The 22,636-nt window shown below is 68.7% G+C and carries 22 protein-coding genes; 18 read left to right on the top strand and 4 right to left on the bottom strand.

Features of this window, described 5'->3' with window-relative positions:
* Positions 1-16 precede the first annotated feature (16 nt).
* The 13 genes from WG898_RS09165 (at position 17) to ald (ending at position 12,293) form a co-directional block, all read left to right on the top strand.
* Positions 17-280, top strand: a complete 264-nt coding sequence (locus WG898_RS09165; RefSeq protein ID WP_339602467.1) for a type II toxin-antitoxin system VapB family antitoxin — start codon at positions 17-19, stop codon at positions 278-280.
* Positions 267-668, top strand: a complete 402-nt coding sequence (gene vapC, locus WG898_RS09160) for a type II toxin-antitoxin system VapC family toxin (protein ID WP_339602466.1) — start codon at positions 267-269, stop codon at positions 666-668. Before WG898_RS09165 ends, vapC begins: the two co-directional genes overlap by 14 nt.
* Positions 656-1,210: a GNAT family N-acetyltransferase gene (locus WG898_RS09155; protein ID WP_339602465.1), complete on the top strand. Its 555-nt coding sequence runs from the start codon at positions 656-658 to the stop codon at positions 1,208-1,210. Before vapC ends, WG898_RS09155 begins: the two co-directional genes overlap by 13 nt.
* A complete protein-coding gene (locus WG898_RS09150; protein ID WP_339602464.1) occupies positions 1,207-1,992 on the top strand; it encodes an enoyl-CoA hydratase/isomerase family protein in 786 nt (261 codons plus the stop codon). Before WG898_RS09155 ends, WG898_RS09150 begins: the two co-directional genes overlap by 4 nt.
* Positions 1,993-1,994: 2 nt before the next feature.
* Positions 1,995-3,290, top strand: coding sequence for an adenosylmethionine--8-amino-7-oxononanoate transaminase (gene bioA / locus WG898_RS09145; RefSeq protein ID WP_339602613.1), 1,296 nt, complete (start codon positions 1,995-1,997; stop codon positions 3,288-3,290).
* Positions 3,280-4,509, top strand: a complete 1,230-nt coding sequence (locus WG898_RS09140) for an aminotransferase class I/II-fold pyridoxal phosphate-dependent enzyme (RefSeq protein WP_339602463.1) — start codon at positions 3,280-3,282, stop codon at positions 4,507-4,509. Before bioA ends, WG898_RS09140 begins: the two co-directional genes overlap by 11 nt.
* Positions 4,506-5,222 carry a dethiobiotin synthase gene (gene bioD, locus WG898_RS09135; protein ID WP_339602462.1) on the top strand — a complete coding sequence of 239 codons (717 nt, stop codon included), beginning with the start codon at positions 4,506-4,508 and terminating at the stop codon, positions 5,220-5,222. The genes WG898_RS09140 and bioD overlap by 4 nt, the downstream gene beginning before the upstream one ends.
* The gene (bioB, locus tag WG898_RS09130; protein WP_339602461.1) at positions 5,219-6,322 is read left to right on the top strand and encodes a biotin synthase BioB; all 1,104 of its coding nucleotides are present in this window, start codon (positions 5,219-5,221) and stop codon (positions 6,320-6,322) included. The genes bioD and bioB overlap by 4 nt, the downstream gene beginning before the upstream one ends.
* Before the next feature lie 25 nt (positions 6,323-6,347).
* Positions 6,348-8,342 (top strand): acetyl/propionyl/methylcrotonyl-CoA carboxylase subunit alpha, encoded by a 1,995-nt coding sequence (locus tag WG898_RS09125; protein ID WP_339602460.1) that lies wholly within the window; start codon positions 6,348-6,350, stop codon positions 8,340-8,342.
* Between the two features lie 2 nt (positions 8,343-8,344).
* A complete protein-coding gene (locus WG898_RS09120) occupies positions 8,345-9,253 on the top strand; it encodes a hydroxymethylglutaryl-CoA lyase (RefSeq protein ID WP_339602459.1) in 909 nt (302 codons plus the stop codon).
* Between the two features lie 91 nt (positions 9,254-9,344).
* Complete coding sequence (locus tag WG898_RS09115) at positions 9,345-10,829, top strand: hypothetical protein (RefSeq protein WP_339602458.1); 1,485 nt, start codon at positions 9,345-9,347, stop codon at positions 10,827-10,829.
* 9 nt (positions 10,830-10,838) lie between these two features.
* Entirely contained in the window at positions 10,839-11,075 is a 237-nt protein-coding gene (locus tag WG898_RS09110) for a hypothetical protein (protein WP_339602457.1), read from the top strand.
* A gap of 102 nt (positions 11,076-11,177) precedes the next feature.
* Positions 11,178-12,293, top strand: coding sequence for an alanine dehydrogenase (ald, locus tag WG898_RS09105; RefSeq protein WP_339602456.1), 1,116 nt, complete (start codon positions 11,178-11,180; stop codon positions 12,291-12,293).
* 6 nt (positions 12,294-12,299) lie between these two features.
* Here ald and WG898_RS09100 read toward each other — a convergent pair whose 3' ends face one another.
* Entirely contained in the window at positions 12,300-13,562 is a 1,263-nt protein-coding gene (locus WG898_RS09100) for a cytochrome-c peroxidase (RefSeq protein ID WP_339602455.1), read from the bottom strand.
* Positions 13,563-13,682: 120 nt separating this feature from the next.
* Here WG898_RS09100 and WG898_RS09095 point away from each other — a divergent pair, with 120 nt between their 5' ends.
* From WG898_RS09095 to WG898_RS09085, 3 genes are all read left to right on the top strand, one after another.
* Positions 13,683-15,161: an ATP-binding protein gene (locus tag WG898_RS09095; RefSeq protein ID WP_339602454.1), complete on the top strand. Its 1,479-nt coding sequence runs from the start codon at positions 13,683-13,685 to the stop codon at positions 15,159-15,161.
* A complete protein-coding gene (locus WG898_RS09090) occupies positions 15,158-15,862 on the top strand; it encodes a response regulator (protein ID WP_339602453.1) in 705 nt (234 codons plus the stop codon). The genes WG898_RS09095 and WG898_RS09090 overlap by 4 nt, the downstream gene beginning before the upstream one ends.
* 75 nt (positions 15,863-15,937) lie before the next feature.
* A complete protein-coding gene (locus tag WG898_RS09085) occupies positions 15,938-16,252 on the top strand; it encodes an ElaB/YgaM/YqjD family protein (protein ID WP_339602452.1) in 315 nt (104 codons plus the stop codon).
* Between the two features lie 36 nt (positions 16,253-16,288).
* Here WG898_RS09085 and WG898_RS09080 read toward each other — a convergent pair whose 3' ends face one another.
* Entirely contained in the window at positions 16,289-18,535 is a 2,247-nt protein-coding gene (locus WG898_RS09080) for an EAL domain-containing response regulator (protein ID WP_339602451.1), read from the bottom strand.
* Positions 18,536-18,720: 185 nt separating this feature from the next.
* Between WG898_RS09080 and WG898_RS09075 the strand changes: the two genes are divergently transcribed.
* Both WG898_RS09075 and WG898_RS09070 read left to right on the top strand, forming a co-directional pair.
* Positions 18,721-19,122 (top strand): phage holin family protein, encoded by a 402-nt coding sequence (locus WG898_RS09075; RefSeq protein WP_339602450.1) that lies wholly within the window; start codon positions 18,721-18,723, stop codon positions 19,120-19,122.
* Entirely contained in the window at positions 19,119-19,469 is a 351-nt protein-coding gene (locus WG898_RS09070; RefSeq protein ID WP_339602449.1) for a hypothetical protein, read from the top strand. Before WG898_RS09075 ends, WG898_RS09070 begins: the two co-directional genes overlap by 4 nt.
* 11 nt (positions 19,470-19,480) lie before the next feature.
* On the opposite strand, the gene WG898_RS09065 is transcribed toward WG898_RS09070, so the two are convergent.
* Complete coding sequence (locus WG898_RS09065) at positions 19,481-21,799, bottom strand: YgiQ family radical SAM protein (RefSeq protein ID WP_339602448.1); 2,319 nt, start codon at positions 21,797-21,799, stop codon at positions 19,481-19,483.
* A 99-nt stretch (positions 21,800-21,898) separates the two neighbouring features.
* Positions 21,899-22,582: a TetR family transcriptional regulator gene (locus WG898_RS09060; protein ID WP_339602447.1), complete on the bottom strand. Its 684-nt coding sequence runs from the start codon at positions 22,580-22,582 to the stop codon at positions 21,899-21,901.
* Between the last annotated feature and the right edge of the window lie 54 nt (positions 22,583-22,636).

Here is a 22,636-nt window from a genome sequence, read left to right as displayed (position 1 = left end):
CAATGTGGTACACATCATGCGCACCAATATCGAGATCGATGACGCCTTGATGGAGCAGGCCTTGCAGGCGGGCCCCTTCAAGACCAAGAAGGAGGCCGTGGAGGCGGGCCTGCGTCTGCTTGCGCGCCAGTCGGCCTATCGCGAAATCCTCAAGTGGCGCGGCAAGCTCCACTGGGAGGGGGGCGATGAGGTGGATTGGACGGCCCCGACGGAGACCGCCGCCTTGGCGGCCCAAGAACCCAAGCCGGCCATCGGCAAGAAGCGCCATGCTGGTCGTTGACTCTTCGGTCTGGATCGACTTCTTCCGCGGCTCGCGCCATCCGGCGGTCGAGCAGCTGGCTCTGCTGCTGGGCCATGGCGAGGTGCGCCTGGTGGTGCCGGACCTGGTGCTCTACGAGGTCTTGCGCGGCTTTCGGCATGAGCGCGACCTGCGCCAGGCCAGCCTCCTGATGCAGGGGCTGAGCATCGAGCCCTGCGTGGGGGAGGCCGTGGCCCTGGCCGGTGTGCAGCATTACCGCGGCCTGCGTGCCCAGGGCCACACGGTGCGCAGCAGCGTCGATGTGCTGGTAGCAGCCTTCTGCATAGAGAACGACTACGCCCTGCTGCACAAGGACCGGGACTTTGATGCGCTGGAGACGCAGCGCGGATTGAAGGTATGGACGCATTGAACGCCAGCGCGCCAGCGCCCATCCGCCCCCTGCGTGCCGACGATGATCTGCACGCGCTCACCGCGCTGCTGCACAAGGCCTATGCGGCGCTGGCCGCGCAGGGCTGGAACTTCACCGCCGCCGACCAGAGCGTGGACGTCACCGCCAAGCGCGTGGCCGCCGGCGGCTGCCTGGTGGCGCAGCAGGATGGGCGGCTGGTTGGCACGGTGAATGTGCGCGGCCCCTACCGCCCCGAACAGGATGCCTGGTGCCTCAACACGCCCTGGTACCTGCGCGAGGACACCGCCATCCTGTCGCAGTTCGCGGTCGACCCGGATTGCCAGGGTCAGGGCCTGGGCGAGCGTCTGATGGACGCCGCCGAGGCCTGGGCCGCCGAGCGCGGCTTTGCCCATATGGCACTCGACACCGCCAGCCCGGCCCAGCATCTGCGCCAGCGCTATCTGAAGCGCGGCTACCAGCAGGTGGGCGAGGTGCAGTGGGAAGGCAAGAGCTATTCCAGCGTGCTGATGGTGAAGCCGCTGCGGACGAAGGAAATCGTATGACGACCAGCAGTTTGAAGATTGAACGCAAGGGCCATGTGGCCCGCGTGACCCTGAATCGCCCCGAGGTGCGCAACGCGTTCAACGAGACGGTGATCGCCGAGCTGACGGCCGCGTTTGCCGAACTCGGGCAAGACCTGACCCTGCGCGCCATCGTGCTGGCCGCCGAGGGCAAGGCCTTCTGCGCCGGCGCCGATCTCAACTGGATGAAGGCCATGGCCGGCTACAGCTGGGACGAGAACCATGCCGATGCCGCGCGCCTGGCCGAGATGCTGTGGACCATTTACAGCTGCCCGGTGCCGGTGATCGCACGCGTGCATGGCGATGTCTATGCCGGCGGCGTGGGCCTGGTGTCGGCCTGCGACATGGTGGTGGCGGTGGAGGGCGCGGGCTTCTGCCTCTCGGAGGCCAAGCTGGGCCTGCTGCCGGCCACCATCGCCCCCTATGTAGTGCGCGCGCTGGGCGAGCAGGCCTCGCGCCGCTATTTCGTTAGCGCCGAGCGCTTCGGCGCCGCCGAGGCGCAGCGCCTGGGCCTGGTGCATGAGCTGGCCACGCCCGAGACCCTGGATGAGAAGGTCGACGCGCTGCTCGCCGCTGTCAGCGCCAACGGCCCGGCCGCCGTGCGCGCCTGCAAGAAGCTGGTGCAGGACGTGGCGCAGCGCGAGATCACGCCGGCGCTGCGCGACGACACCGCGCGCCGCATTGCCGACATCCGCGCCAGCGCCGAGGGGCGCGAAGGTGTGCAGTCCTTCCTGAACAAGAGCAAGCCCAGCTGGCTGGCATGAGCATGACAAGCGCGACCCAGGCCCTGCAGCGCCGCAGCCTCGATGCGGTATGGCACCCCTGCACCCAGATGGCGCGGGCCGAAGCCGTGCCGCCGCTGCCGATCGCACGCGGCGAGGGGCCGTGGCTGTACGACTTCGACGGCCGGCGCTACTTCGATGCCAACAGCAGTTGGTGGGTGAACCTGTTCGGCCATGCCGACGCCGGCATCAACACCGCCATCAAGCGCCAGCTCGATACCCTGCCGCATGTGATGCTGGCGGGCTGCACCCATGAGCCGGCGGTGCGGCTGGCCGAGCGGCTCGCGGCGCGCACCGGCGGCGCCCTGGGTCATTGCTTCTTCGGCAGCGACGGTGCCAGCGCGGTGGAGATCGCGCTCAAGCAGAGCTTTCATTCCTGGCGCAATCTGGGCCGCGGCGACAAGCGCGAGTTCGTGTGCTTGAAGAACGGCTACCACGGCGAGACGATTGGCGCGCTGGCCGTCACCGATGTGGCGATCTTCCGCGACGCCTACGATCCGCTCTTGATGCGCGCCCACATCGTCGCCTCGCCCGACAGCCGGCTGGGCAACGAGGCCGAGGCCCTGGCCGCGATGCGCGCGCTGCTGGAGCAGCGCCATGCGCATATCGCCGCGGTGATCGTCGAGCCTCTGGTGCAGGGCGCCGCGGGCATGGTGATGCACGCGCCTTCATACCTGTCGGCCTTGCGTGCGCTAACGCGCGAGTTCGATGTGCACCTGATCGCCGACGAAATTGCCGTCGGCTGCGGGCGGACGGGGACTTTTTTCGCCTGGGAACAAACGGGGGCCGAATGGCCCGATTTCATCCTGCTTTCCAAAGGCATCACCGCCGGCACCCTGCCGCTCTCACTGGTGCTGAGCACCGATGCGGTCTACCGTGCCTTCTGGTCCGAGGACGTGACGCGCGGCTTTCTGCATTCGCATTCCTACACCGGTAATGCCCTGGCCTGCGCCGCCGCCAACGCGGTGCTGGACCGCTTCGACGCCGGCCAGCTGGAGGCCAACCGCGTGCAGGCCGCACTGCTGGCCGAGGCCTTCGCGCCACTGGCCGGGGACGCGCGCGTCGAGCACTTTCGCCAGCGCGGCATGATCCTGGCTTTCGACGTGAAGCAGCCCGGCGAGCGCTTCGCCGAGCGTTTCCATCTGGCGGCGCGCGCCCATGAGCTGCTGATCCGGCCTATCGGCGCCACCGTCTACCTGATGCCCCCTTATCTGATTGATGCGCAGAGCGCGGCCTTGCTGGCCGAGGCCGTGCGCCGGACCCTCGACGATGTTGCTTGAACACCTGAACACCAAACTCAAGGCCATTGAGGCGCAAAGCCTGACGCGCTTTCTGCGCCAGGCCGAGAGCCGCACCGCGCCGCGCCAGATCGTGCGGGGAGCGGACGGCCATGCGCGCGAACTGCTGATGTTCTGCTCCAACGACTACCTGGGCCTGGCCGCACATCCGCGCGTGGCCGCGGCCCTGGCCGAGGGTGCGCGCATCTACGGCGGCGGCTCGGGCGCATCGCCGCTGATCAGCGGCCACACGGTGGCGCATGAGCGCGTCGCCCAGACCCTGGCGGCCTGGTTTGCGCCGCATATTCCGCAGGCGCGCGCGATCGGCTTCTGCACCGGCTATATGGCCAATCTGGCGGTGGTCACCGCGCTGGGAGACGAGCAGACCGAGATCTTCTCGGAGGCGCTCAACCATGCCTCGCTGATTGACGGCACGCGCCTGGCCAAGGCCAAGGTCACGCGCTTCGGCCATGCCGACGTGGCCCAGCTGCGCGCGCTGCTGGCGGCGAGCCAGGCCAAGATCAAGCTGATCGTCACCGACGCGGTGTTCAGCATGGACGGCGACCTCGCGCCGCTGCCCGCTCTGCTGGCCCTGGCCGAGGAATTCGATGCCTGGCTGATCGTCGACGACGCGCATGGCTTCGGCGTGCTGGGCGCCAAGGGCCGTGGCTCGCTGGAGCACTTCGATCTGCACAGCCAGCGCCTGATCCTGGTCGGCACGCTGGGCAAGGCCGCGGGCCTGTCCGGCGCCTTCGTGGTGGCGCATGAGACGGTGGTCGAGTACCTGCTGCAGGCGGCCCGCAACTTCATTTTTTCCACCGCTTCGCCGGCGGCGATCGAGCATGCGCTGCTCACCAGCTTCGATCTGATCGCCAGCGACACCGGCGTGCAGCGGCGCGAGAACCTGCTGCGCCTGCAGGCCCAGCTGCGCAAGGGCATCGCGGACCTGCTGGAGCGCCATCCGCGCCTGGGTTGGAAGCTGGCCGCCTCGGACACGCCGGTGCAGCCGCTCATCGTGGGCGGCAATGCCGAGGTGATGCAGCTGGCCGCCAGGCTGGAGCGCGAGGGCCTGCGCGTGCCCGGCATACGCCCGCCCACCGTGCCCAAGGGCGAGGCGCGGCTGCGCATCACGCTGTGCGCGACGCACACCGCGGCCGATGTTGAGCAATTGCTGTCCGCCTTGTCTGCGTGCGCTGACGATATGGACAAGGCTGCCGCATGAGAGGCCTTTTCATCACCGGCACCGATACCGAGATCGGCAAGACCTGTATCAGCGCCGGCCTGGCCCACGCATTTGCGCGGCTGGGCCTGCGCGTGGCCGCCATCAAGCCGATCGCAGCGGGGCAGGACTTCATCGACGGGGCCTGGGTCAACGAGGATGTGCGGCGCCTGCGCGCGGCCAGCAATATGGCGCTCAGCGATGCCGAGGTAGGCCCGCTGCAGCTACGCGCCGCCTGCGCACCGCATATCGCAGCCCGCCTGGAGGGCTGCACCATTGACCGCGCGCCGCTGCTGCACGCGGTGCGCAGCACCGCGGCGCGCGCCGAGCTGAGCATCGTCGAGGGCGTGGGTGGTTTCCGTGTGCCGCTGAGCCCGCACTGGGACACCGCCGACCTGGCGGCCGATCTGCGGTTGCCGGTGGTGCTGGTGGTCGGCCTGCGCCTGGGTTGCATCAACCACGCCTTGCTCACTGCCGAGGCGATTGCCGCGCGCGGCCTCAGGCTGGCCGCCTGGGTGGCCAATACCGTGGACGCCGACATGCCGCATGTGGCGGACAATCTGGCCGCATTGACGGCGCTGCTGGGCGCCGCCCCCTTCAACGCTCCCTGCTGGGGCCATGTGCCCCGGCTGTTCGATCCTTCCCCTGCGGCAGTCGCCGCGCATCTGCCTCAGCCGTCGTCGCTGCTGCTGCAAGCCCTGGAATCCTTCCCATGAAACAGACCGCCAATCAAGTCCAGTCCCTCACCCCCAGCACCGATGCCGAGCGCCGCCAGGCCAAGCCCTGGACCGTCAACGAGGTCGCGGCGCTGTTCGAGCTGCCCTTCAACGACCTGCTGTTCCGTGCCCAGCAGGTGCACCGCGAGAACTTCGACGCGAATGCGGTGCAGCTCTCCACGCTGCTCTCGATCAAGACCGGCGGCTGCGAGGAGGACTGCGCCTACTGTCCGCAGTCGGCGCATTTCGACACCGGCCTGAAGGCCGAGAAGCTGCTGCCGCTGGACGAGGTGCTGGAGGCGGCGCGTGCCGCCAAGGCGAATGGCGCGACGCGCTTCTGCATGGGCGCGGCCTGGCGTTCGCCCAAGGAGCGCCATCTGGAGGCGATCGGCGAGATGGTGCGCGAGGTCAAGGCCATGGGCCTGGAGACCTGCCTCACCGCCGGCATGCTGGGCGAGGGCCAGGCCGAGCAGCTGCGCGAGGCGGGCCTGGACTACTACAACCACAACCTCGACACCTCGCCCGAGTTCTACGGCCAGATCATCACCACCCGCACCTTCCAGGACCGCCTGGATACGCTGGAGCGCGTGCGCAATGTCGGCCTCAAGGTCTGCTCGGGCGGCATCGTCGGCATGGGCGAGAGCCGTCGCGAGCGTGCCGGCCTGATCGTGCAGCTGGCCAATCTGGACCCGTATCCGGAATCGGTGCCGATCAACAACCTGGTGCAGGTCGAGGGCACGCCGCTGGCCGGCACCGCGGCGCTGGACCCGTTTGAATTCGTGCGCATGATCGCGGTGGCGCGCATCTGCATGCCGCGCGCCATGGTGCGCCTGTCGGCCGGCCGCGAGGAGATGCCCGAGTCGCTGCAAAGCCTGTGTTTCCTGGCCGGCGCCAACAGCATGTTCTACGGCGACAAGCTGCTCACCACCGCCAACCCCCAGGCCGCCAAGGACCGCGCCCTGCTGGAGCGCCTGGGCATGCATTGCGCCAGCGAGGCCGAGCTGAGCCCCGAGGAAGCCAAGATCCAGCTGAGCGCCAGCGCCAGCGGCGGTTGTGGCAGCGGCAGCTGCGGCTGCAGCGGCGCGACGGTGTCCCACTGAGTAGGCGATTGAGCCGAGGAACCCCATGTTCAAGAAGATCCTGATTGCGAATCGCGGTGAGATTGCTTGCCGCGTAGCGGCCACGGCACGGCGCCTGGGTGTCCAGACCGTGGCGGTCTATTCCGAGGCCGATGCGCGCGCCAAGCATGTGCAGGCCTGCGACGAGGCGGTGTTGATCGGCGGCCCGGCGCCGCGCGACTCCTATTTGCAATGGCAGCGCATCATCGAGGCGGCCAAGGCCAGCGGCGCCCAGGCCGTGCACCCCGGCTACGGCTTTCTGTCGGAAAACGAAGAGTTCGCTGAAGCCTGCGCCAAGGCCGGCCTGGTCTTCATCGGCCCGCCCTCGTCGGCGATTCGCGCGATGGGCCTGAAGGCCGAGTCCAAGCGCCTGATGGAAGCGGCCGGCGTGCCCCTGGTGCCCGGCTACCACGGCGCCGACCAGGACCCCGCGCTGCTCAAGCGTGAGGCGGATCGCATCGGCTATCCGGTGCTGATCAAGGCCAGCGCCGGCGGCGGCGGCAAGGGCATGCGCGCGGTGCTGCAGGCGTCCGAGTTTGACGCCGCGCTGGCCTCGTGCAAGCGCGAGGCCATCAACAGCTTTGGCGACGATGCCGTGCTGATAGAGCGTTATGTGCAAAAGCCCCGCCATATCGAGATCCAGGTGTTCGGCGACAGCCAGGGCCAATGCGTCTACCTGTTCGAGCGCGACTGCTCGGTGCAGCGCCGCCACCAGAAGGTGCTGGAAGAGGCGCCGGCCCCCGGCATGAGCGCGGCACGCCGCCGCGAGATGGGCGAGGCCGCGGTGGCGGCCGCCAAGGCGGTGGGCTATGTGGGCGCCGGTACGGTGGAGTTCATCGCCGAGCAGGACGGGCGCTTCTATTTCATGGAAATGAATACCCGCCTGCAGGTCGAGCATCCGGTTACCGAGGCGATCACCGGCCAGGACCTGGTCGAGTGGCAGTTGCGCGTGGCCAGCGGCGAGCCGCTGCCGCTCAAGCAGCATGAGTTGCAGATGCACGGCCATGCCATCGAGGCGCGCATCTGCGCCGAGAACCCCGATGGCGGCTTTTTGCCCGCCACCGGTCGCCTCGATGTGGCGCGCTGGCCGGCGCATGTGAGCTTCGAGCGCGGCAACGTGCGCATCGACGCGGGCGTGGGTGAGGGCGACGAGATCAGCCCCTTCTACGATTCGATGGTGGCCAAGCTTATCGTCTGGGGCGAGGACCGCGCCCAGGCCCTGGCGCGCCTGGATGCAGCGCTGCGCGACACCCATATCGTGGGCCTGCAGACCAATGTGGCCTTTCTGCGCCGCTGCGCCGCCACGGCCAGCTTTGCCGGTGCCGATCTGGACACCGGCCTGATAGAGCGCGAGCGCGCCGCGCTGTTCGACCAGCCCGGCCTGCCGCTGCAGATCAGCGCCGCCGCGGTGGTGGCCCATACCCTGGCCAAGGAGGCCGCGCTGCAGAGCGCCGACCCCTGGACCGCACGCGACGGCTGGCGCATGTACGGCGCCTCGGCGCGCCGCTTCGATCTGGAGGCCGGCGGCACGCACCACGAGGTGCTGCTCTCGCGCCACCACCAGGGCGGCATGCAGCTCACGGTCGAGGGTCAGGTCTTGCCATTTGCGGTGAATTCGCAGGGGCTGGAGTCGCACGAGCTCTTGCTCGGCGAAGGACTGGCGCTGAAACGTCTGATGGTGAAGACCTACGCCCAGGGCGAGCGCGTCGCGGTGTTCGCGGCCCAGGGCTCGGCCCTCGTCACCGAGGTGGACGTGATCGCCCATGCCGGCGATGACGGCGCGAGCGCCGGCCGCCTCACCGCCCCCATGCCAGGCAAGCTGGTGTCCTTCCTGGCCCAGCCCGGCGACAAGGTGGCCAAGGGCCAGGCCCTGGCGGTGATGGAGGCGATGAAGATGGAGCACACCATCAATGCGCCGCGCGACGGCGTGGTGGCCGAACTCTTGTTCGCCGTCGGCGACCAGGTCACTGACGGCGCCGAACTGCTGCGCCTGGAGGTCTGATCATGAGCCTGCCCAGCCGCGTCACCCTGGTCGATGTGGGCCCGCGCGACGGCCTGCAGAACGAAAAGCAGCCGGTCGCCACCGAGCACAAGGCGCAGCTGGTGGCCATGCTGCAGGCCGCCGGCCTGCGCGAGATCGAGGTCACCAGCTTCGTCAGCCCCAAATGGGTGCCGCAGATGGCCGACAACGAGGCGGTGATGGCCGCCATCGCGCGCCAGCCCGGCGTGCGCTATTCGGTGCTGACGCCGAATGTGAGGGGCCTGGAGGCGGCCTTGCCCACCAAGCCGGACGAGATCGTGGTGTTCGCCGCGGCCTCGGAAGCCTTCAGCCAGAAGAACATCAACTGCTCCATCGCCGAGAGCATCGAGCGCTTTGCCCCGGTGGTGGAGGCGGCGCACGCCGCCGGCCTCAAGGTACGCGGCGCGCTTTCCTGCGCGGTGGGCTGCCCCTACGAGGGCGATATCAGCGCCGACCAGGTCGAGCGCGTGGTGCTCTTGATGAAGGGCATAGGCGTGGATCATCTGGGCGTGGCCGACACCATAGGCGTGGGCACGCCGCGCAAGATCCAGGCGGCGATGGAACGTGCGCTCAAGCATTACCCCCTGGTGGAGGTGAGCGGGCATTTCCACGACACCTATGGCCAGGCGCTCGCCAACATCTACGCCTGCCTGGAGCTGGGCGTGCATACCTTCGACGCCAGCGTCGCCGGCCTGGGCGGCTGCCCCTACGCCAAGGGCGCGACCGGCAATGTGGCGACCGAGGACGTGGTCTTCATGCTGAACGGCCTGGGCATCGAGACCGGCATCGACATCGAGCGCCTGGTCGACGCCGGCGCCTTCATCTCCCATGTACTGGGCCGCGCGCCGGTCTCGCGTGTGGGGCGCGCGCTGCTGGCCAAGCGCGCCGGCTGAGACCCGGGGGCCCCCGCCAAGCTAGGGGGCACGCGTTGCCAGCGCTTGCTTGCGGTCGCCACAATCGGCTTTTGCCCGCGGGGAGCGCAAGATGGACAAGCTGGTGATCAAGCATGGCGCGGCCTTACGTGCCAAATACGCGGCGGCCGGCCTGGCCAAGCTGGACGCGGCGCTCAAGGCCCTGGTGAGCGCCGACAAGAAGAGTGGCATCGAGACCGTGGTGCTGGACGTCAGTTTGGCCTCGGCGATGAAGCCCTATGGCGCCGCGGTGCCGGCCAAGCCCGATGCGCGCGCGCTCAAGGTCGCCATCGATGCCGTGGCCAGCGCGGCCAAGCCGCACTACATCCTGCTGCTCGGCGCCCTCGACGTGCTGCCCATGGTGCCGCTGGCGAACCCGGCCTATGGCGGGCCGGGCGGCGACGAGGACAAAACCGTACCCAGCGATCTGCCCTATGCCTGCGAGGCGCCCTATGGCACCGATGTGAACCGCTTCCTGGGGCCGACCCGGGTGGTCGGTCGCCTGCCCGATATGCCGGGCGCCAGCAAGCCCGATCTGCTGTTGCAGTTGCTGCGCGCCTCGGCGCGCTCAAAGCCCTTGCCGCGCGCCGATTACCAGCAGAGCTTCGCGCTCTCGGCCGAGGTCTGGCAGGGTTCCACGCGCCTGAGCGTGAACAACACCTTCGGCGATGCCGCGCCGCTGAACCTGGCGCCGCCCAAGGGTCCGCGCTGGGCCAAGCAAGACCTGGCACCGCGCATGCACTTCATCAACTGCCATGGCGCCAGCCATTCGCCCGAGTACTTTGGCCAGCGCGGCGATGACTATCCGGTGGCGCACCGCGCCAGCCTGCTGGCCGGCAAGATCAGCGCCGGCACCGTGGTGGCGGCCGAATGCTGCTATGGCGCCCAGCTCTACGACCCGGCCGAGGGCGGCGGCAGCCAGGGCATCGCGCTGAGGTATCTGGCCGACGGCGCGAGTGGCTTTTTCGGCAGCACCACGATTGCCTACGGGCCCAGCGAGGGCAATGGCTCGGCCGACCTGATCTGCCAGTATTTCCTGCAGCGCGTGCTGGCGGGCTCATCGCTGGGCCGCGCGGCGCTGGAGGCGCGCCAGAAGTTCGCGGGCGAACGCACCCATCTGGACCCCTTCGATCTCAAGACCCTGGGCCAGTTCTATCTGCTGGGCGACCCGTCGCTGCAACCGGTGGCCTATGCGGCCCATGCGCTCAGCAAGACCAGGGCCTTCAAGCAGGCCTTTGCCAAGGTGCAGGACCGCGGCGTGCGCGGCCTGCGGCGCGAGCGACTGGAACGCGAAGGCCGGCATCTGGCGCGCGCATTGCCGCCGCTGCGGGCCAAGCCCTTGCAGCCCGCGGTCGCGGTGGAGCGCACCATGCAGCTGATGGCGCGCGAGTCGGGCCTGCGGGGCGAGGTCGCGCGCCTGAGTTTCGAGATCGGCGGCAGGGGCGCGGCGCGGCGCATCCATGTGCTCAAAGGCTTGCTGGGCCGGCGTGTGCTCGCCATCGTCGCCACCGAGGAGGATGGCCAGTTGCTGCATGTGCGTCGTGTCCATTCGCGCTGAGGTCGCCGCATGAGTGAGCTGGTCGGAACCGTCGTCAAGCGCCTGCTCGCCCAGGGTAGCAAGAGCGAGCACCGTGGCATGGTGCTGGAGGATGCCCGGGGGCAGCAGCATGTGCTGCGGCGTGTGGGCGGCAACCCCTTCCGCGACTCGGAGCTGGAGGCGCTGGAGGGGCGCCGCCTGCGTCTGCTGGGGCGTGCCGCCGAGGACTTCTTCCTGGTCGAGCGCTGGGAAGAGGCGGCGGATTAGCCGCGCTAATAGCGCTGTAGCGCGGCAAATGCCATTTGCCCTCGGGCCGCCTGCGGTCGTACAAAGCGCTCTTCATTCCCTCAACAAGAACGGAGACAGATCATGAAGATAGGTTGCCCCAAGGAAATCAAGAACCACGAGTACCGCGTGGGCCTGACCCCGGCCAGTGTGCGCGAGCTCACCAGCCGTGGTCACAGCGTGCTGGTGCAGACCGGTGCCGGCGCCGCCATCGGGCTCGATGACGAGCAGTACCTGGCCGCCGGCGCGCAGCTGGCGCCCGACGCCGCCACGGTGTTCGCGCAGAGCGAGATGATCGTCAAGGTCAAGGAGCCGCAGCCGCAGGAATGCGCGATGCTGCGCCCCGGCCAGATCCTCTACACCTATCTGCATCTGGCGCCGGACCCCGAGCAGACCGCCGCACTGGTGAAGAGCGGCGCGATCTGCATTGCGTATGAGACCGTCACCGCGCCCGGCGGCGGCCTGCCGCTGCTGGCGCCCATGAGCGAGGTGGCCGGCCGCATGGCCGTGCAGGCCGGCGCGGCGCATCTGGAGAAGAGCAAGGGCGGCATGGGTGTGCTGCTGGGCGGCGTGCCCGGCGTGGCCCCGGCCCATGTGGTGGTGATCGGTGCCGGCGTGGTCGGCACGCATGCCATGCAGATGGCGGTGGGCATGGGCGCGCGCGTCACCGTGCTGGACAAGAGTGTGGACCGCCTGCGCCAGCTGGACCTGGTGTTCGGCAACCGCATCACCACCCAGTACTCGACCGCCCTGAGCGTGGAAGAGGCGGTGCTGTCGGCCGATCTGGTGGTCGGCGGCGTGCTGATCCCTGGCGCCGCGGCGCCCAAGCTGGTGACGCGCGCGATGGTGTCGCGCATGAAGAAGGGTGCGGTGGTGGTGGACGTGGCGATCGACCAAGGCGGCTGCTTCGAAACCTCGCATGCCACCACCCATGCCGAGCCCACTTTCGTGGTGGACGGCGTGGTGCATTACTGCGTGGCCAATATGCCCGGCGCGGTGGCGCGTACCTCGACCTTCGCGCTCAACAACGCCACCATCGGCCATGCGGTGGCGCTGGCCGACAAGGGCTGGAAGCAGGCGCTCAAGGACAACCCGCATCTGAAAGCGGGCCTGAACGTGGCCGCCGGCCATGTCACCTACGAGGCGGTGGCGCGCGATCTGGGCTATGCCTATGTGAACGCCGACACGCTGCTGGGCTGAGCCCGGCTAACGGCTCGGCGCCGGTTGGAAGCCGTCGCTGAGCGTACGCAGGAAGGCGACGATGTCGTTCACTTCCTGCGGCGTTAGCGCCGCCGGCTGGTTGGGCCTGCGGTTGAAGGGAGCGCCGCGGAACAGATTGGCCTGGTACTCGGTCGGCAGGTCGTTGTAGCGTTGCACCTGCCCGTTCAGCACCGGGTACCAGCGCGCCGGGTCGCTCTCGCGCGTGGCGTAGAAGCTCACCACCTCCTCCAGCGTGTTGAAGCGGGCATTGTGGAAGTAGGGCCCGGTCAGCGCGACATTGCGTAGCGTGGGCACGCGGAACTTGCCGCACAGCTCGCCGCGAGCGGCCAGGTCGCTACGCTGCGGGCCGCACAGGCCGAGGTCGAAGAAGGATGGGTCGGCCGTCGCCTGGCTCTGGTTGCGCGGCACGCCGAGGGCGAAGTAGCGATGGTTGGTGAAGAGCGCGCGTGCGCCCGCACCCGCATTCGGGCCCGGACGGCTGCTGTGGCAGGCCGCGCAATTGCCGCGTTGGGGGTCGTTGAAGGCGGCCAGGCCGCGCGCCTCGGCCGCTGTGAAGCTGGCGCGCCCCTCTTGCACCGCGTCGAACTTGCTGCTGAAGGGGTGGAACTCGGCGTCCTGGGCCTGGTAGCTGGCCAGCGCCGACAGGGCGGCTTGCAGCCACTGCTCGTCGCTGGCGCCGGGCGGCAGGGCGGCGGCGCGCAGCAGCTCGCCGGCATAGGCGGTGGCGCGCAGCTTGCCCGCCAGGCTGGCGACGCTGCTGTTGGCCATTTCGTGATTGTTGAAGAGCGGGCCGCGGGCCTGGGCCACGCGGTCATTGGCGCGCCCGTCCCAGAACAGGCCGCCCTGCGGATCGCCCTGGGCGTCGAAGCGGAAGCTGCCGGCCTGGTCGAGATAGCGTGCGCTGGGCGTGCTGCGCAGGCCTTGTTGCTGGCCGTTCGCCCCGCCCAGCGGCAGGAAGCCACCGGGCGCATCCGCATGGCCGCGCTCGGGCACATGGCAGCTGGCGCAGGCCAGGCGCGCGCTGGCCGATAGGCTGCGGTCATGGAAGAGCTTGTCGCCCACGCTGGCGAGGGTGCCGAGACCGGCGGCCGATGCGGCCGGGGCCGGCGGTGGCGGGCGAACCGCCTGTGTTTCAGCCATGCTTGGTGCCAGAGCGCTGGCCTCGGTCGGGCTGCTGCCGCCGCCGCCGCAGGCGCTCAGCAGGCAGGCCAGGGCGGCGGCAAATGGGGCATGGAGGGATGTGCGCATGGCGGCTCCTGGGCAGGGTGGTGATGGCCGGAGCTTGGCTCTGCATCAGGCAGCGAGCATGGAGACATTGTGGAGAGGCGCTCCACAATTGCCGCCACCGGCCTGACTAAGATGCGCGGCATGCGCCTGCGCCTGGTTCATCAGATATCCCTGTTGCTGCTGGGCACGGTGTTCCTGGCCGTGCTGGCCATGGGGGCGCTGGTGGCCTGGAATCTGCGTGCCGGCTTCAGCGCCTATCTGAGCACCCAGGATGCCCAGTTGCTGGATCGCGTGATGGTGGTGGCCGAGAACGATCTGCGCCGGTTGGGCGGCCTGCCGCCAGGCGATTTGCGCGCACGCCTGCGTAGCTGGGTGGAGGCCACCGCACCCCGGCCGCAACGCCTGGCCGAGGGCGAGGGCGCGCCCGAGGACCTGCTGCTGCCGCCGCCACGCCCCGGCGGCGCGGCGCCGCGCCCGCCGCGCGACCCCGCCAGCCTGGGCCACCGGCTGGCGCTGCTCAGCCCGGACGGGCGCGAGCTCTGGGCCGGCCGGCGCGAGCTCTGGCAGCTGTCGGGTCAGCAGCGTGCCATCAAGCTAGACGGGCAAGTGCTGGCCTTGCTACGCCTGAGCGAGCGCGGCAGCGCGGCGGTGGACCAGGTGGATGCCAGCTTCTTGCGCCGCCAGTATCTGGGCATCGCCGGCGTGGCGGCGGCGCTGCTGCTGTTGGCCCTGCTGGCCGGCCGGCAACTGGCGCGCCGCTGGGTGCGGCCGCTGCAGCAGGCGCAGGCGGCGGCACGCCGCATCGCCAACGGCGCCCTGGAGGTGCGCGTGGCGGCCGAGGGCGATGACGAGTTGGGCGAGCTGTCGCGCGATCTGAACGCGATGGCGGCCTCCTTGCAGCGCCTGGAGGCGAGCCGGCGGCGCTGGATCGCCGAGCTCTCGCACGAGTTGCGCACGCCCCTGGCGGTCTTGCGTGGCGAGCTGGAAGCCTTGGCCGATGGCATACGCCCGCTGGATCAGCGCGCCCTGGCGTCGCTGCAGGACGAGGTGCGGCGGCTGACGCGCTTGACCGAGGACTTCCACACCCTGGCCTGCTCGGACCTGCGGGAGCTGCCCTGTCGCTTCGCGCCGCTGCAGCCCCAGGCCCTGCTGGCCGAGGCGGTGGCGCGGGTGAGCGAACGCGCCAGGGCGCGCGGGCTGACGCTGGTGAGCGCCTGGCCGCAGCAGCTCGGTAGCGTGGTCTGGGATGGCCAGCGCATCGCGCAGCTGCTGGCCAATCTGCTGGAGAACAGCCTGCGCTATACGGATGCGCCCGGCCGCATCAGCCTGTCGGCCGAGCTGCAGCCGGGCTGGCTGCGTCTGGTGGTGGAGGACAGCCCGCCCGGCGTGCCGCCCGAGGCCTTGCCGCAGCTGTTCGACCCGCTGTACCGGGTGGAAGGCTCGCGTAGCCGCGAGTCGGGTGGCAGCGGCCTGGGCCTGGCGATTGCACAGGCCTTGGTGCGCAGCCATCATGGCCGCATCCTGGCCGATGCCTCGGCCCTTGGCGGGCTGGCGCTCACCGTGTGGCTGCCGCTCGATGCCAGCCAGCAAGCCAGCCAAGCAGCAAGAGGGCGCGCATGAGCGAGAGTGGACGTGTGGTGCTGGTGGTGGAGGATGAGCCCAAGCTGGCCGCCTTGTTGTGCGACTACCTCAAGGCCTCCGGCTACCAGGCGCACAGCCTGGGCGATGGGCTGGCCGCCCTGCAGGCGATCCGCGCCGAGCCGCCGGCGGTGCTGCTGCTGGATGTGATGCTGCCCGGCATGGACGGGCTGGAACTGTGCCGCGAGCTGCGTCAGTTCAGCAGCCTGCCGATCTTGATGCTGAGCGCGCGGGTGGACGAGTTGGACCGCCTGCTCGGGCTGGAGCTGGGCGCTGACGACTATCTGTGCAAGCCCTTCAGCCCGCGTGAGGTGGTGGCGCGCGTGCGCGCGCTGCTGCGGCGCGCCGAGGGGCGGCTGCCCGGCATGAACACCGCGCCACGGCCTTTGGGCGGGGGCTTTGCCATCGACGAGGCGGGGCAGCGGTTGTTCTGGCAGGGCCAGTTGCTGGCGCTGACCACCTTGGAGTTCCGCCTCATGCGGCTGCTGCTGGCGCAGCCGGGCCGGGTGTTTGCGCGCGGCCAATTGCTGGAGCAATTGCACGAAGACTTCCGTGATGTCAGCGACCGGGTGATCGACAGCCATGTGAAGAACGTGCGCCGCAAGCTGGCCGCGCTGGAGCCGCCGCAGGACTGCATCAGCGCCGTCTATGGGGTGGGCTACCGGCTCGATCTGAAAGCTTGATCTGGCGCATTGGTGCTGTGCTGTTTCGAAATAAGGTGTACAAGCATTGACCCCAGTTCCGCAACGGAGGACACCATGTCAGATCAAGTACACGCCCAGAAGGAACGCCTGGTGGCGGATTTGCACGCCGTCGTCGCCGAGGCCGAGTCGCTGCTCAAGGCCACCGCCGGCCAGGCCGGCGAGGGCGCCAGCGAGTTGCGCGCCAAGGTCCAGGCCAGCCTGGACCGCGCCAAGCGCCATCTCAGCGAGTTGCAGGAAGCCGCGATCGAGAAGGCCAAGGCCGCCGGCAAGGCCACCGACAACTATGTGCACGAGAACCCCTGGCAGTCGATCGGCGTGGCGGCCGGCGTCGGCCTGCTGCTGGGCATGTTGATCGCGCGCAGCAAGTAGGCGAGCCGCCTGCCGCGCCGGAGCGGGCCGTGCTGCTTACTGCAGCGGCTCGCCCTTGCCGCCCTCCAGCCAGAGCTGGAGCTGGTCGGCCATCATGGGCTTGGCGAATAGATAACCCTGGCCCTCGTGGCAGCCCAGGGCCTGCAGGTATTGGCACTGCTCTTCGGTCTCTATGCCCTCGGCGATCACGCGCATGCCCAGTCCGCGGCCCAGGTTCACCACCATTTGCGCAATGGTGGAGCCGGCATTGCTGCTCTGCGCCTCGCGCACGAAGGCGCGGTCGATCTTGAGCCGCTCCACGTCCAGCTGGCGCAGCTGGCTCAGCGAGGAGAAGCCGGTGCCGAAGTCGTCGATCGCCACCGAGGCGCCGGTACTGCGGATGTCAGCCAGCACGCGCAGCACCAGGGAGATGTCTTCCATCGCCATCGATTCGGTGATCTCCAGCTCCAGGCTGGCACCGGGCACGCCGCTGTCTTCCAGCGCCGCCTTGACGGTCTGGATGAAGAGCGGATGGCGGAACTGCGCCAGCGAGATGTTCACCGCCATGCGGAAGTCCTGATAGCCCAGGTCGCGCAGATGCTTGAGCTGGAAACAGGCGGTGCGCAGCACAAAGTCGCCGATGCTGATGATCAGCCCGGACTGCTCGGCCAGCGGGATGAACTGGTCCGGCGGCACGAACTGGCCCTCGGCGGTGCGCCAACGTAGCAGCGCCTCGGCGCCCAGCGGCTGGCGGTTCGCCAGATCCACCTGGGGCTGGTAGACCACGAACAGGCGGCGCTCCTCGAAACCGGCGCGCAGGCCCTTCAGCAGCTTGAAGCGCTCGCGCGCGTCGGTGCCCATGGCGGCGGAGAAGTACTGCGAAGAACCGCGGTGCTGCTGCTTGGCGCGCTTGAGCGCGATCTGGGCATCCAGCAGCAGTTCCGAGCCCACCGAATTCGACTCGGTCAGGCGCACCAGGCCGGTGGTGGCCGAGAGTTGCAGCCGTTCGCCGGCCACCGTGAAGGGTTCGGCAAACAGGTTGCGGATGTTGTCGCCGTTGACCAGATGGTTAGGCCCCATCAGGCCGAAGGCATCGGCCGCCACGCGTGCCATCGAGGTGTTGAAGCCGAGCTGGTCCGACAGGCGCGCCACCACGGCCTGCAGCACCTGGTCGCCGAAGCGATGGCCGAAGGCGTCGTTGACGTCGGAAAAGTCGTCCAGGTCGATCAGCGCCAGCGTGATGCCGTCGGGATGCTTGAGGTTCTGCTCCAGCAGCTCGATGAAACGGGTGCGATTGGGCAGGTGCAGCAGCTGGTCGTTGTAGGCCTGATCGATCAGCTGCGAATACAGCACCACGTTCTCGAAGCCCACCGCGATGTTGGAGCAGAAGGCGCGCAGCAACTGTTGGTCCAGCTCGTCGAGCGGGCGGCCCACTTCCACCATGGCCGCCAGGGCACGGCCGTTGGAGAGGCCGAAATACAGGCAGGTGCAGCCGTCTTCGACGATGTTCTGACGCTCGCTGAGACAGCGCGTGAGGATGTGCCTGACCTTGGTGACCTGCACCGCGCCGAGCGGGCAGTTGATCAGGCCGCTGAACTGGCCGGCGGCGGCAACGATGCGCGACTGATCGTCCACATCGGCGCTGGCGCGTGCGCACACCAGGCCTTCGGGCAGGATGCCCAGCAGGGCGCAGAGTTGGGTCACCACACCCTCGGCAAAGCGCTGCAGGCCCTGCAGCCGGCTCAGCTCGGTGCTGGCCTCGACGATCAGCTCCAGGCCCTTGCGGTTGCTTTCCAGCGCGCGGATCTGCCGGTAGGAGCGGATCGCGGCGGTCAGCACCGTGTAGAGCCGCGTGCGTGTCAGTTCCGACTTGGTCTTGTAGTCGTTGATGTCGTAGGTCTGCACCGTCTCGATCTCGGGCGCATAGCCGGGCTGGCCGGTGCGCAGCACGATGCGCACCGCACGCAGCTTGAGGTCGTCGCGGATGAATCGCACCAGCTGCAGGCCGGCGTCTTCCGATTCCATCACCACGTCCAGCAGCACCACCGCCAGATCGGGCTCGGAGGACAGCACCTGGCGCGCCTGCGCGGCCGATTCGGCGTGCAGAAAGACGAGTGGTTGGCCCTCCACCTGCAGGCCCTGCATGGCCAGCTCGGTGGCCTTGTGCACATCGGCGTCGTCGTCAACGATCAGGATGCGCCAGGGCTGTTGTTCGTGCGCGGGAATCTCGTCGTGATGCTCGGGACCGTCCAGGAACTCCAGCAGGTCATCATCGCCTGGGGCGAGCGCTGCGCTGTTGGACATCTGGCTTTCCGGCATTTATTCAACCTTGGGGGTGGTGAGGCGTTTCGTCAAGGCTCTGTACATGAATCCGCTAGCCGGACTGTAGCCCAAGCTAGCACCTTGCTGTGCTCAGGGAGAGACAGGCCTTACCCTGATCTGCAGCGCTGCGAGCACAATGCTGGCATTCGTTCACACGGAGATGAGGCATGAGCAGCCCCGCAAGCGATGATGGTGCCGGCAGCGGTCTGAAGCCTGCCCTGCAGCGTCTGGGCGGCCATCTGCTGGAGCTGCTGCAGCTGCGCCTGGAACTGCTGGGCACCGAGCTCGAGGCCGAGAAGCTGCGCCTGGTCTCGGCCCTGGTGACGGCCCTGCTGGCGGTGATGCTGCTGACGGCGGCGGTGGTGATGCTGAGCCTGGCCCTGCTGCTGCTGAGCCCCGAGGGCTGGCGCTGGGCGGTGGCCATGGGGCTGTGCCTGCTGTATGCCGGCCTGGGCTACGCCTTGCTGGGGCAGGCACGCGAGCGATTGCAAAGCCCCGAGGGGGTGTTCGCCGCCAGCGCCGCCGAACTGGCGCGCGATCGTGACGCGCTGGGGAGTTCGTCATCATGATCTGGCGCGCTGCCGAACAGAGGCTGCGCTTGCGCCAGCTGGAATTGCGCCTGCGCAGCGCCACGCTGCGGGGCGATCTGCAGGCCGATGTGGCCGAGTTGCTGCGGCCACTGGGCTGGATGCCCTGGGCCTGGCGCGGCCTGCGCCTGGTGCGCGGCCTGCCACCGCCCTGGCGGGCGGCGGCCACCGGCCTGGGGGTGGCCGGCGTGGTGCTGATGTTGCGCCGCCCGGCCAAGCTGGCCGGTCTGCTGGGCCTGCTGAAGACGGGCTTGCAGGCGCTCAGGTTGTGGCGCGCCTGGCAGGCGCAGCCAGCCCAAACGCCAGAGGAGCCACCGCCCCGGCCCTGATCAGCCCCTGATCAACGTTTGGGCGGCTTGGGTGTGCCGGGTCGGCTCGATGGCCGTGCCGGTCGGCTGCCGGTCTCGCGTGGCGGCAGTCCGGTGTGCTGGGTCAAGATCTGACCCTTGCGCGGCGCCGTGCCGGCGGGCTTGGCCGGCTGCTTGGACAGGGCTTTGGCGCTGCAGGGCTTCACCGGCGTCGAGTTCTTGCGGCGCGCGCTTTCGTAGCTGCCATCGGTCATCGGCTGGTAGGTCGGGATCAGGTGGTGCTTGCCGTTGCCGATCAGATCGGCCCGGCCCATCGCCTGCAGGGCCTCGCGCAGCAGGGGCCAGTTGTTGGCATCGTGGTAGCGCAGAAAGGCCTTGTGCAGGCGGCGGCGGCGCTCGCCGCGCACGATGTCCACCGTCTCGCTCGTCTCAGGATTGCGCGTGATCTTCTTCAGCGGGTTCTTGCCCGTGTGGTACATCGCCGTGGCGGTGGCCATGGGGCTGGGGTAGAAGGTCTGCACCTGGTCGGCGCGGAAGCCGTTCTTCTTCAGCCACACCGCGAGGTTCATCATGTCCTCGTCGGCGGTGCCGGGGTGGGCGGCGATGAAGTAGGGGATCAGGTACTGCTTCTTGCCGGCTTCCTCGCTGGCCTGTTCGAACAGCTGCTTGAACTTGTCGTAGGTGCCTATGCCCGGCTTCATCATCTTGGACAGCGGCCCGCCCTCGGTGTGCTCGGGCGCGATCTTCAGGTAACCGCCCACATGGTGGGTCACCAGTTCCTTGATGTACTCGGGCGACTTGATCGCCAGGTCGTAGCGCAGGCCCGAGCCGATCAGGATCTTCTTCACGCCCTTGAGCGCGCGGGCACGCCGGTACATTTGGATCAGGGGGCCATGGTCGGTCTGCAGGTTCTGGCAGATGCCGGGGTAGACGCAGCTGGGCTTGCGGCAGGCGGCCTCGATCTCGGGCGACTTGCAGCCGATGCGGTACATGTTCGCGGTGGGGCCGCCGAGGTCCGAGACCACGCCGGTGAAGCCCTTCACCTTGTCGCGCATCTCCTCGATCTCGCGTATCACCGAGTCTTCCGAGCGGCTCTGGATGATGCGGCCCTCATGCTCGGTGATCGAGCAGAAGGTGCAGCCGCCGAAGCAGCCGCGCATGATGTTGACGCTGAAGCGGATCATCTCCCAGGCCGGGATCTTGGTCGCGCCATCATGACCGCCATGCTCGTCCGCATAGCGCGGGTGCGGCGCGCGGGCGTAGTTGAGGTCGAACACATGGTCCATCTCGGCGGTGCTGAGCGGGATCGGCGGCGGGTTGATCCAGAGGTCGCGCTCGCCGTGGCGCTGCACCAGGGCGCGCGCGTTGCCGGGGTTGGTCTCCAGATGCAGCACGCGATTGGCATGGGCGTACAGCACCGGGTCGCTCTTCACCTGCTCGTAGGCCGGCAGTCGTATCACGGTCTGCTCGCGCGGCGGCAGGGCGATCTTGCCGCTGCGGTGGATGGTGATCGGTTTCTGCGCGTTGGCGGCCGTGGCGCTGTCGCAGCTCTCCTGCGCGATCTCCTGGTAGGGGCTGATCAGCTCGTCCACGCGGCCGGGCAGGTCCACCGAGCTGGAGTCCAGCTCGAACCAGCCGGTGGCCGTGGGGTCGTTCGTGCGGCGCATGAAGGCGGTGCCGCGCACATCGGTGATGCTCTCGATGGGTTTGCGTTGCGCGAGGCGATGCGCGATCTCGACGATCGCCCGTTCGGCGTTGCCATACACCAGCAGATCGGCCTTGGCGTCCACCAGGATGGAGCGGCGCACCTTGTCGCTCCAGTAGTCGTAATGGGCGATGCGGCGCAGGCTGGCCTCGATGCCGCCTATCACCACCGGCACATCGTTCCAGGCCTCCTTGCAACGCTGGGTGTAGACCAGGGTGGCGCGGTCCGGCCGCTTGCCCGCCTCGCCGCCGGGCGTGTAGGCATCGTCACTGCGGATCTTGCGATCGGCGGTGTAGCGGTTGATCATCGAATCCATATTGCCGGCCGCCACGCCGAAGAACAGGTTCGGCTTGCCCAGCACCTTGAAGGGATCGGCGCTTTGCCAGTCGGGCTGCGCGATGATGCCGACGCGAAAGCCCTGCGCCTCCAGCGTGCGGCCTATCACCGCCATGCCGAAGCTGGGATGGTCCACGTAGGCGTCGCCGGTGACGATGATGATGTCGCAGGAATCCCAGCCCAGCTGCTCCATCTCGGCCCGGCTCATCGGCAGGAAGGGCGCCACGCCAAAGCGCTTGGCCCAGAACGGGCGGTAGGCCGTCAGGGCCTTGGAGGCTTTGGGCGGAGTGATGGCTGGATGGGCGGACACGGCAGGGCTTTCGGATCAATCAGGCGCGGGCAACCCGCGATTGTCCCTTGACTCGGCACAAACCCGAACCCTCCCGACGAAGGCCCGGGGCTTGAAAGGTCATTCGGTGTGGCTTTGTGCCGCGCGCCGGCAAATGCCTTGCTGGCCCAGGCGGGCCCGTTCCTCGGCGCTCATGGGCGGCAGCAGGGCGTGGCCGCTTTGCGCCAGGCTGGTCAGAAAGCCCTCCACGCTGGCCTGGCCCACCTGCATCAGGTCGAAGGATTCGGGGTCCATGATCCATTGGTGTATCAGCCCGTCCACCAGGGCCACCAGGGCGATCGCGGCGATGCGGGTATCCACCGCCCTGGGCAGCTGGCCCAAGGCCACCGCATGGTCGAACGCCGCCTGGTTCTGTGCGCGCCAGTCGCGATGGGCGCTGAGCTTGCGCTCCTTCAGGGCCTGCAGCTCGCCCGTGTACTCGACCTTCTGCATCGCGATCTCGAACACACGCCGGGTGCGCTGGTTGTGCATGGCCGAGTAGAAGACGTTCACCAGGCCCCAGCGCAGCTCAGCCAGGCTCAGCTGGGCAGGCTCCTCCGCCGCCGCCGTCATGCCTTCTTCCAGCGGCATGGTGGCGCGTTCCATCATGGCGTTGAAGAGTTGGGCCTTGTCCTCGAAATGCCAATAGATCGCGCCGCGTGTCAGGCCGGCGGCCTGGGCGATGTCCTGCAGCGAGGTGCGAGACACCCCGTGCTGGTGGAACAGCTGCTCCGCCGCGTCGAGCAGGCGGTGGCGCGTCTCCATTGCTTCTTGCTTGGTTTTCCTGGCCATGATGCAGGGATTTTAGGCCAATAAACA

Origin of the sequence: Paucibacter soli (genome assembly GCF_037482845.1) — a bacterium.
GTDB lineage: Bacteria > Pseudomonadota > Gammaproteobacteria > Burkholderiales > Burkholderiaceae_C > Paucibacter_B > Paucibacter_B soli.
This window is presented reverse-complemented; position numbering and strand designations above follow the sequence as displayed.